The following is a 10,383-nucleotide window of genomic DNA, read 5'->3' on the forward strand; positions in this document are numbered from 1 at the left end:
GTCGTGCGGCACGGGCGTCGCCGTCTTTGGCCCGTGACCCCAGACAATAAGGTGGAAGCATGACCTATTCGGTCGCCGTATCCGGCGCATCCGGCTATGCCGGCGGCGAAATCCTGCGCCTGCTCGCCGCGCACCCCGACATCGAGATCCGCACCGTCACGGCGCACTCGAACGCCGGCCAGCCGCTCGTCCGTCACCAGCCGCACCTGCGCTCCCTCGCGCACCTCACGCTGCAGGACACCACGCCCGAGGTGCTCGCCGGCCACGACATCGTGGTGCTCGCGCTCCCGCACGGGCAGTCGGGGCAGTACACCGATGCACTGGCCGACACCCCGATCGTCATCGACGCGGGCGCCGACCACCGCCTCACCGACGCGTCGGCCTGGGCGCAGTTCTACGGCGGCGATTTCCACGTACCGTGGGCATACGGAGTGCCCGAACTCGTCGTCGGCGGCGGAAAGCAGCGCGAGCTGCTCGCGGGTGCGACGCGGATCGCCGCGCCGGGATGCAACGCCTCCACCGTCGCCCTGAGCCTCGCGCCGGGTGTGGCCGCGGGAGTGATCGATCCGTCCGACATCGTCACGATGCTCGCCGTCGGCCCGTCGGGTGCGGGGAAGAGCCTCAAGACCAACCTCCTCGCCAGTGAGATCCTCGGCTCGGCGAACCCCTACGCCGTCGGCGGCTCGCATCGGCACATCCCCGAGATCCGGCAGGCGCTCCTGGGCGCGGGAGCCGTCGGTGACGTGCGCATCTCCTTCACGCCCGTGCTCGTTCCGATGGCGCGGGGCATCCTGGCCACCAGCACGGCACCGATCGCCCCCGGCGTCTCCGACGCGCAGATCCGGGCGGCGTGGGCCGACGCCTACGCCGGTGAGGCCTTCGTGCAGCTGCTCGACGAGGGGGAGTTCCCTCGCACGGCAGACGTGTTGGGCGCGAACACCGCTCTCCTCGGCCTCGCGATCGACCGGGCGGCGAACCGCGTCGTCGTCGTCGCCGCGGTCGACAACCTCGTCAAAGGCACCGCCGGCGCCGCCGTGCAATCGCTCAACATCGCGCTCGGTCTTCCCGAAGGCCGCGCCCTCACCGTGAACGGAGTCGCCCCGTGAGCGTGACCGCCCCCGCAGGATTCGACGCGGCCGGAGTGGCCGTCGGCCTCAAGTCGACCGGGAAGCGCGACGTCGCCCTCGTCGTCAACCGCGGACCGCTCAAGGTCGGCGCCGCCGTCTTCACCTCCAACCGGGCGAAGGCGAACCCCATCCTCTGGTCGGAGCAGGTCATCCGCGACGGTGTCGTGGAGGCCATCGTGCTCAACTCCGGCGGGGCCAACTGCTTCACGGGGGCGTTCGGTTTCCAGACCACGCACCTGACCGCGGAACGCGTCGGTGAACTGCTCGAGGTCGGCGCGGGCGACGTGCTCGTCTGCTCGACCGGGCTCATCGGCACCGGCGACGAGGTCTTCCGCGCCAAGGTGCTCGAGGGCGTCGCGCAGAGCGTCGCGGCACTCGACGCCGACAGCGGCCAGGCCGCCGCCGAGGCGATCATGACGACCGACTCCGTCTCGAAGACCGCCGTTCGCGGCCAGGACGGATGGACCATCGGCGGTATGGCGAAGGGCGCCGGGATGCTGGCGCCGGGCCTGGCCACGATGCTCGTCGTCCTCACGACCGATGCCGTCCTCGACGCGACCGACGCCGACGCGCACCTGCGCGCCGCCACGCGCGTGAGCTTCGACCGGCTCGACTCCGACGGCTGCATGTCGACGAACGACCAGGTCACGCTCCTCGCCAGCGGCGCCTCGGGCGTCGTCCCCGACCCCGACGCGTTCCGCCGCGCGCTGACCGAGGTCTGCCTCGACCTGGCCGTGCAGCTGCAGGCCGATGCGGAGGGCGCGAGCCACAGCATCCGTATCACCGTCGTGCACGCCGCCACCGAAGACGAAGCCGTCGAGGTGGCGCGCTCGGTGGCCCGTAACAACCTCTTCAAGGCGGCGATCTTCGGCAACGACCCCAACTGGGGCCGGGTGCTGGCCGCGATCGGCACGACCCGGGCGGAGTTCGACCCGTACGCGGTCGACGTCGAGATGAACGGGGTGCGCGTGTGCTCGAACGGCGGGCCCGACCGGCCCCGCGAGGAGGTCGACCTGACGCCGCGCGAGACCGACGTCGTGATCGACCTGAAGGTCGGCGACGCCACCGCGACCATCTACACGAACGACCTGACGCACGACTACGTCCACGAGAACAGCGCCTACTCCTCATGAGCGACATCGACCTGCAAGACACCGATCCCGCGACCGCCAGCGCGCGGGCGGCCACGATGGTGGAGTCGCTGCCCTGGCTGCAGAAGTTCCGCGATCAGATCGTCGTCGTCAAGTACGGCGGCAACGCCATGGTCAGCGACGAGCTGCAGGACGCCTTCGCCGCCGACATCGCCTACCTCCGCTACGTCGGGGTCAAACCTGTCGTCGTACACGGCGGCGGTCCGCAGATCTCGTCCATGCTCGACCGGCTGGCCATCCCGAGCGAGTTCAAGGGCGGCTACCGCGTCACCTCGACCGAGGCGATCAGCGTCGTGCGCATGGTGCTCACCGGGCAGATCAATCCGCAGCTCGTGGCGAAGATCAACGCGCACGGGCCGCTCGCGACGGGGCTCAGCGGCGAGGACGCCGGTCTCTTCGGCGGACGGCGCCGCGGCGTCACCGTCGGAGGCGTCGAGCATGATCTCGGACGGGTGGGCGACGTCGTGTCGGTCGACCCGCGCCCGGTGCTCGATCACCTCGACGCCGGACGCATCCCGGTGGTCTCGAGTATCGCCCCCGATCTCGATCACCCGGGTCACTCGCTCAACGTCAACGCGGATGCTGCGGCCGCCGCCCTCGCCGTCGCGCTCGGCGCGACGAAGCTCGTCGTGCTCACCGACGTCGCGGGCCTGTACGCCGACTGGCCGAACCGGGAGTCGCTCGTCTCGCACCTGGATTCGACCGAACTGCGCGCGATGCTGCCGCGGCTCGAGTCGGGCATGATCCCCAAGATGCAGGCGTGCCTCGATGCCGTCGACGGGGGCGTGCCGACGGCGGCCATCATCGACGGGCGCGTGCCCCACTCGGTGCTCGTCGAACTGTTCACCAGCAAGGGAATCGGAACGGAGGTCGTCGCATGACCGACACCACCTGGCAGGAAGACGCCGGACGCGACCTCGTGCGGAGCTTCGGCGACCGCATGGCGCTGTTCGTGCGCGGCGAAGGCTCCCACCTCTTCGACGACACGGGGCGTCGCTACCTCGACTTCCTCGCCGGTATCGCGGTCGATTCCCTCGGGCACGCGCACCCGGTGTTCGTCGACGCGGTGTCACGGCAGGCGGCGACCCTCGCGCACGTGTCGAACTACTTCGCCACCCCGCCGCAGCTGGCGCTCGCCGCTCGGCTGAAGCGTCTCGCCGGCACGGGGCCGGAGGGGCGCGTGTACTTCGGCAACTCCGGGGCCGAGGCCAACGAAGCGGCCTTCAAGCTGGCTCGCCTGCACGGAGGCTCCGCCAGGCCTCGCATCCTGACTCTCAAGGGCGGCTTCCACGGGCGCACGATGGGAACTCTCGCGCTGACCGGCAAGCCGGCGCTCCAGGCCGACTTCCTCCCGATGACCCCGGGCGTCGAGCACATCGACGCGACGATCGAGGCGCTCGAGGCGGCGCTCGACGAACGCGTCGCCGCCGTGCTCGTCGAGCCCATCCAGGGCGAGGCCGGCGTCGTCGAGCTGCCGGAGGGGTACCTCGAGGCCGCCCGGCGGTTGACCGAGGCATCCGGATCGCTGCTCATCATCGACGAGATCCAGACCGGCGCCGGGCGCACGGGGGAGTGGTTCGCCTTCCAGCGCGCCGGAATCGTGCCCGATGCGATCACGCTCGCCAAGGGCATGGGCGGCGGGTTTCCGATCGGCGCGCTCGTCACCTTCGGCCACGCGAGCGACCTGTTCTTCCCCGGCACCCACGGTTCCACCTTCGGCGGCAACGCCCTGGCGACGGCCGTCGCCGGCGCCGTGCTCGACGAGATCGAGCGGGCGGGTCTCGTGCAGAACGCCGCCGCGCGCGGGGAAGAGCTCCGCGCGGGCATCATGGGCCTCGCGTCGCCGCTGGTCGGCGGAATCCGCGGCGCGGGTCTGCTGCTCGGTGTCGCGCTGACCGCCCCGGTCGCCAAGGCCGTCGTCGCTGCGGCCCAGGAGCACGGGCTCATCGTCAACGCCGCGAACGACGACACGATCCGCCTCGCCCCGCCGCTCACGATCGGCGATGCCGAGGTGCGCGAGTTCCTCGCCCTCTTCGCCGCGTCCCTTGCGACCGTGGGCGATGCCCTGATCCTCGACGAGACGACCGACCCGACACCCGATACACCTGCGGAGGTACCCGCGTGACCCGCCATCTGCTTCGCGATGACGACCTGACCCCGGCCGAGCAGGCCGAGATCCTCGACCTCGCGATCGAGCTCAAGCGCGACCGGTGGGCGCAGAAGCCCCTCGCCGGACCCCAGACGGTCGCGGTGATCTTCGACAAGTCCTCCACCCGCACGCGGGTCTCGTTCGCGGTGGGCATCGCCGATCTCGGCGGCTCGCCGCTGATCATCTCCACGGCCAACAGCCAGCTCGGCGGCAAGGAGACCCCGTCCGACACGGCGCGCGTGCTCGAGCGCCAGGTGGCGGCGATCGTGTGGCGCACCTACGCGCAGGCGGGGCTCGAAGAGATGGCGCGGGGCACGCGGGTGCCGGTGGTCAACGCGCTCAGCGACGACTTCCACCCCTGCCAGCTGCTGGCCGACCTGCTCACCATCCGCGAGCACAAGGGCGAGCTCGCCGGGCTCACGCTGTCGTTCTTCGGCGACGGGCGCAGCAACATGGCGCACTCGTACCTCCTGGCCGGGGTCACCGCCGGCATGCACGTGCGGGTCGCCTCGCCCGCGGAGTACGCCCCGCGCGCCGACGTCGTCGCCGACGCGCAGGCGATCGCCGCCCGCACGGGCGGTTCGGTCGTCCTCGAAGCCGACCCGGTGCGCGCGGCCGAGGGGTCCGACGTCGTCGTCACCGACACCTGGGTGTCGATGGGCAAGGAGGAGGAGAAGCAGGCCCGCCTGCGCGACCTCGGCGCCTACAAGGTCACGGGCGCGCTCATGGCGCTCGCCGACCCCGGCGCGATCTTCATCCACTGCCTCCCCGCCGACCGCGGGTACGAGGTCGAGGCCGAGGTCATCGACGGACCGCAGAGCGTGGTCTGGGACGAGGCCGAGAACCGTCTGCACGCGCAGAAGGCCCTCCTGGTGTGGCTGCTGCGACAGGAATGACCTCCTGGGTGCGCTCGCGATGGGCGCGCCTCGACGGGCCCGGCCGTCTGGCCGGGCTCGATCTCGCACGTGGACTGGCCGTCGTCGGGATGCTGGCGGCCCACCTGCTGTCGATCGAGCCGTGGGATTCGGCACGCCCCGAGACCTGGGTCGACATCGTCAACGGGCGGTCGTCGATCCTGTTCGCGACTCTCGCGGGGGTGTCGATCGCTCTGGTCACCGGCGGGCGCACACCGCTGCGCGGCGGCTCCCGCGCCCGGGCGTCGGGCAGGCTCGCCGTGCGGGCGGGCGTGCTGTGGGTGCTGGGCCTCCTGCTGGCGGCGACCGGCGTTCCGGTGTACGTCATCCTTCCCGCCTACGCGATCCTCTTCCTGTTGTCCCTGCCGTTCCTTGGCCTTCGCGCGCCCGCGCTGTTCGGAATCGCGGCGGCGGTCGCCGCGGTGATGCCGTTCGCCCAGGCGTGGCTCGACGCCCTCCCCTTCTGGGAGACGACTCTGGGAGAGACGGTGGCCGTCTCGATCGGCTGGGCCTACCCGTTCCCGACCTGGATCGCCTTCCTCCTCGTCGGGATGGCCCTCGGCCGCATCGACCTGCGCTCGCTGTCCGCGCAAGGGGCGATGCTCGCCGTCGGCGCCGGGATCGCCACCGTCTGCTCGGCACTCGCCGTGACCACGGGGGCCGACCCGACGTTCGATCGCGGGTACCTCGCCTCGGTCTGGACGGCCGAGGCGCACTCGACGGGTCTTCTCGAGGTGGTCGGTTCGGGTGCCTTCGCCGTCGCCGTGATCGCCGGGTGCCTGCTGCTGTGCCGGACGCCGCTGCGCTGGGCGGTCGTTCCGCTGCGCGCCGTCGGGGCGATGCCGCTCACCGCGTACAGCGCTCAGCTGATCGTGTGGGCGATCTGGGCCGGTTCCGTCCTGGGCGAGACCGGTGCGCTGACCGCCTTCCGGGCGCTCGAACCGTTCTGGCCGCTGACCGTCGGCCTCATCGTCGGGTGCACGCTGTGGGCGCTCCTCATCGGGCGCGGGCCGCTGGAGTCGGCGATCGACCGCGCCGCGCGATGGATGGTGCGCGACCCGGAGCGGAGCCGCGTGGCGCCCTCGGTAGGCTGAGAGGATGAGCACGACGAGCGGTCACGGCACGAACGAGGGAGCGCTCTGGGGCGCCCGATTCGCCGGGGGGCCGTCGCCCGAGCTCGCCGCCCTGAGCCGATCGACCCACTTCGACTGGGTGCTCGCGCCGTACGACATCGCCGGATCGCACGCGCACGCCACCGCGCTCACCGCCGCCGGCTACCTCACCGCCGACGAGGCCGCTGCGATGCACGAAGGGCTCGATGAGCTCGGTCGTCGCGTCGCCGACGGGTCGCTCGTCGCCGCGCCCGACGACGAAGACGTCCACGGCGCTCTCGAGGGAGCCCTCATCGACATCGTGGGTCCGGCGCTGGGCGGCAAACTCCGCGCCGGGCGCAGCCGGAACGACCAGATCGCGACCCTTGTGCGTCTGTACCTGCTCGACCACGCCCGGGTGATCGCCCGCGACGTCGTGCGGCTCATCGACGCCCTCGTGTCGCAGGCCGACGCCCACGCCGACGCGATCATGCCCGGACGCACGCACCTGCAGCACGCGCAGCCGGTGCTGCTCGCGCACCATCTGCAGGCGCACGCCTGGCCGCTGGTGCGCGACCTCGAACGATTGCGCGACTGGTCGGCGCGCGCGGCGGTCTCTCCCTACGGCGGCGGTGCGCTCGCCGGGTCCACCCTCGGGCTCGACCCGCAGCTGGTGGCCGACGAACTCGGCCTCGCCCGACCGTCCGAGAACTCGATCGACGGCACGAGCGCGCGCGACGTCGTGGCCGAGTTCGCCTTCGTCGGAGCGCTCATCGGGGTCGATCTGTCGCGGCTGTCGGAGGAGATCATCCTCTGGAACACGCGGGAGTTCTCCTTCGTCACCCTCGACGACGCCTACTCCACCGGCTCGAGCATCATGCCGCAGAAGAAGAACCCCGACATCGCCGAGCTCACGCGGGGCAAATCCGGCCGCCTGATCGGCAACGTCGCCGGGCTCCTCGCCACGCTGAAGGGGCTCCCGCTGGCGTACAACCGAGACCTGCAGGAGGACAAAGAGCCGGTCTTCGACACCGTCACCACCCTCGAGACGGTGCTCCCCGCGTTCACCGGCATGATCGCGACCCTGCGTTTCGACACCGACCGCATGGCCGATCTCGCTCCCCAGGGCTTCTCGCTCGCGACCGACGTCGCCGAATGGCTCGTCACCCGCGGCGTGCCGTTCCGCGACGCCCACGAGGTGTCGGGCGAGCTCGTGCGCGCGTGCGAAGACCGCGGGATCGGGCTCGAAGACGCCGACGATGCGCTGCTCGCGTCGGTCTCGCCCCTGCTGGAGCCTGCCGTCCGCGAGGTGCTGTCGATCGAGGGCTCGGTCGGCCGTCGCACCGGGGTCGGCGGCACCGCTCCCGCGCGCGTCGCCGAGCAGCGCGCGCAGCTCGTCGCCCGCACCCAGACGCTCGCGCACGAGCTCGGGCTGTGACGTCGGGCGCGCGCCGCCCCGCTTGATACGCTCGACGTCGTGTCTGACGCCGCCGAACCGATGATCGATCCGACCTTCGAGAACGTCTGGGACGAGATCGTCTGGCGAGGACTCGTGCACGTCTCGACCGATGAGTCCGCCCTGCGCGAGGCGCTCGCCGGTGAGCCGTTGGTCTTCTACTGCGGATTCGACCCGACGGCTCCGAGCCTGCACCTCGGCCACCTCGTGCAGCTGCTCACCATGCGGCGGCTGCAGCTGGCTGGACACCGTCCGCTCGGGCTCGTCGGCGGATCGACCGGCTTGATCGGCGACCCGCGTCCGACGGCGGAGCGCACCCTCAACTCCCGCGAGACCGTCGCCGAGTGGGTGCAGCGCCTCCGCGAGCAGGTCGAGCGCTACCTCAGCTTCGACGGCGAGAACGCCGCGCGCATGGTCAACAACCTCGACTGGACCGCGCCTCTCAGCGCGATCGACTTCCTCCGCGAGATCGGCAAGCACTACCGCGTCGGCACGATGCTGAAGAAGGACGCCGTGAGCGCGCGTCTCAACTCCGAGGCGGGGATCAGCTACACCGAGTTCAGCTACCAGATCCTGCAGGGGCTCGACTTCCTGGAGCTGCACCGGCAGTACGGCTGCGTCCTGCAGACCGGCGGCAGCGATCAGTGGGGCAACCTCACCAGCGGCACCGATCTGATCCATCGCGTCGAGGGCACGTCGGTGCACGCGATCGGCACACCGCTCATCACGAACTCCGACGGCACGAAGTTCGGCAAGAGCGAGGGCAACGCGATCTGGATCGACGCCGATCTCACCAGCCCGTACGCGTTCTACCAGTTCTGGCTCAACACCGACGACGCCGACGTGGTCGAGCGCCTCAAGGTGTTCACGTTCCTGACCCGTGCCGAGATCGAGGAGTACGGGCGTCTCGTGGAGGCCGAGCCCTTCCGGCGTGCGGCGCAGAAGCGTCTGGCGTCGGAGGTGTCGACCCTCGTGCACGGTGCGGATGCGACCGCGGCCGTGATCGCCGCATCCGACGCCCTGTTCGGGCAGGGCGACCTGTCGGGTCTCGACGCGCGGACGCTGCGCGAAGCCCTCGACGAGCTGCCGCACGCGGAGGTCGCATCGGGCACGACGGTGGTGCAGGCGCTGGTGGAGACCGGGCTCGTCGCGAGCCTGGGCGAAGCCCGCCGGGCGATCGCCCAGGGCGGCGTCTCGCTCGACGGCGAGCGGATCGAGGCCGACGACGCGGTGGTCACCGGGAGCCTTCCCGGGGGAGTGTCGGTGCTCCGGCGCGGCAAGAAGACCCTCGCCGGCCTCTTCGTCGCGGGCTGACCCGGGCGCATCATGCCGTTCACGCCGAGCCATGCCGTGGTGGCTCTGCCGTTCGTTCGCACTCCGCTGATTCCCGCGGCCATCGCGGTCGGCGCCATGACGCCGGATCTTCCGCTGTTCGTCCGCACCGGGCTCCCGCTCTACGGCATCACGCACAGCGCGTGGGCACTGCCCGGCACGGTCGCCGTCGCCCTCGTGCTGCTGCTGGTGTGGCGGTGCGTCCTGCGCCCGGCGGCGGGGGAGCTCTCGCCGCGGTGGGTCGCCGAGCGGCTTCCGACCGAGTGGACGACCGGCCCGCGAGGCGCGCTCCGCGGAACCCTCGCCGACGCCGGTGGCACGATCACCGTTTCCTCGGTGGCGCTGCTCGTCGTGTCGCTGCTGTTCGGGGTGATCACGCACATCGTGTGGGATCTCTTCACGCACGAGGGGCGATGGGGCGTCGCGCTGTTCCCCGCTCTCGCAGAACCGTGGGGCCCCATGATCGGATACAAGTGGCTCCAGCACGGCTCGTCGGTGATCGGCCTGGTGATCATCGGCATCTGGGCGGCCGTGTGGATCGTCCGTCGCGACGCCGACGAGGTGCACCGGATGCTGCCGACGGCCGTTCGCGCGGTGTGGTGGCTGTCACTGCCGGTCGTCCTCGTGGCCGCGTGGGCGGTCGGGCTCGTCGCGTACGGGCCGATCACCTCCGAGTGGACGGTCCAGCACCTGGCATATCGCGTCCTTCCGGCGGCTGCCGGCGGGTGGGGAGCGGCGACGCTCGCGCTCGCCGCGGTGGTGACGGTGATCCGCTCCGGATCCGCGGAATCACGGCGATCCACTACCGGATGACGGTCGTTCCGACGCCGCGACACGCCCGGGATGCAGCACGATTCGCCGAGACGTCGCATCCCGCGTAAGTTTCTATCTGTTCGCCCCACAGGGAAGAGCGGAAAGTCCGAAAGACTTGCCCCACCCTCAAGCGGAGAACACCTCCCGAATCCTTCGCACTCCGAGTGCGGCTGGCCGTCAGGTCAGGGAAGCGGGTTGCCCGCCACACGGGCGTCGATCCGGCGCGCTCTCGGCTCCTCACGGACTCGAAACGTCGATTTGACAGTCGGTGTGGGTGGGATAAGGTAGTGAAGTTGCCCTGCGGGCGAGGCTGATGAGGCTGAGTTGCAGGTGCGTCCGATCTTTGAGAA

General features: G+C 71.0%; 9 protein-coding genes. All 9 read left to right on the plus strand.

All coding sequences use genetic code 11. The features are described 5' to 3' along the window. The first annotated feature begins 59 nt into the window (after positions 1 to 59). From argC to DEU34_RS12130, 9 genes are read left to right on the plus strand one after another with little or no spacing between them, the layout of a single operon-like run. Positions 60 to 1,106, plus strand: a complete 1,047-nt coding sequence (argC, locus tag DEU34_RS12090) for an N-acetyl-gamma-glutamyl-phosphate reductase (protein ID WP_121150521.1) — start codon at positions 60 to 62, stop codon at positions 1,104 to 1,106. Further along, positions 1,103 to 2,260 carry a bifunctional glutamate N-acetyltransferase/amino-acid acetyltransferase ArgJ gene (gene argJ, locus DEU34_RS12095; RefSeq protein WP_121150522.1) on the plus strand — a complete coding sequence of 386 codons (1,158 nt, stop codon included), beginning with the start codon at positions 1,103 to 1,105 and terminating at the stop codon, positions 2,258 to 2,260. Before argC ends, argJ begins: the two co-directional genes overlap by 4 nt. Beyond that, complete coding sequence (argB, locus tag DEU34_RS12100) at positions 2,257 to 3,159, plus strand: acetylglutamate kinase (protein ID WP_121150524.1); 903 nt, start codon at positions 2,257 to 2,259, stop codon at positions 3,157 to 3,159. Before argJ ends, argB begins: the two co-directional genes overlap by 4 nt. Next, on the plus strand, positions 3,156 to 4,403 hold the full coding sequence (locus DEU34_RS12105) for an acetylornithine transaminase (RefSeq protein WP_121150526.1): 1,248 nt from the start codon (positions 3,156 to 3,158) through the stop codon (positions 4,401 to 4,403). Before argB ends, DEU34_RS12105 begins: the two co-directional genes overlap by 4 nt. Continuing rightward, the gene (gene argF / locus DEU34_RS12110) at positions 4,400 to 5,323 is read left to right on the plus strand and encodes an ornithine carbamoyltransferase (protein ID WP_121150528.1); all 924 of its coding nucleotides are present in this window, start codon (positions 4,400 to 4,402) and stop codon (positions 5,321 to 5,323) included. The genes DEU34_RS12105 and argF overlap by 4 nt, the downstream gene beginning before the upstream one ends. Continuing rightward, positions 5,302 to 6,435 carry a DUF1624 domain-containing protein gene (locus tag DEU34_RS12115; protein WP_259460137.1) on the plus strand — a complete coding sequence of 378 codons (1,134 nt, stop codon included), beginning with the start codon at positions 5,302 to 5,304 and terminating at the stop codon, positions 6,433 to 6,435. The genes argF and DEU34_RS12115 overlap by 22 nt, the downstream gene beginning before the upstream one ends. 4 nt (positions 6,436 to 6,439) lie before the next feature. Next, positions 6,440 to 7,870, plus strand: coding sequence for an argininosuccinate lyase (argH, locus tag DEU34_RS12120; protein ID WP_121150532.1), 1,431 nt, complete (start codon positions 6,440 to 6,442; stop codon positions 7,868 to 7,870). 60 nt (positions 7,871 to 7,930) lie between these two features. After that, complete coding sequence (gene tyrS / locus DEU34_RS12125; RefSeq protein WP_121150534.1) at positions 7,931 to 9,202, plus strand: tyrosine--tRNA ligase; 1,272 nt, start codon at positions 7,931 to 7,933, stop codon at positions 9,200 to 9,202. A 12-nt stretch (positions 9,203 to 9,214) separates the two neighbouring features. Beyond that, the gene (locus DEU34_RS12130) at positions 9,215 to 10,033 is read left to right on the plus strand and encodes a DUF4184 family protein (protein WP_121150536.1); all 819 of its coding nucleotides are present in this window, start codon (positions 9,215 to 9,217) and stop codon (positions 10,031 to 10,033) included. Positions 10,034 to 10,383: the final 350 nt, after the last annotated feature.

The organism is Microbacterium sp. AG1240 (genome assembly GCF_003635115.1).
In the GTDB taxonomy this organism is placed as follows: Bacteria; Actinomycetota; Actinomycetes; order Actinomycetales; family Microbacteriaceae; genus Microbacterium.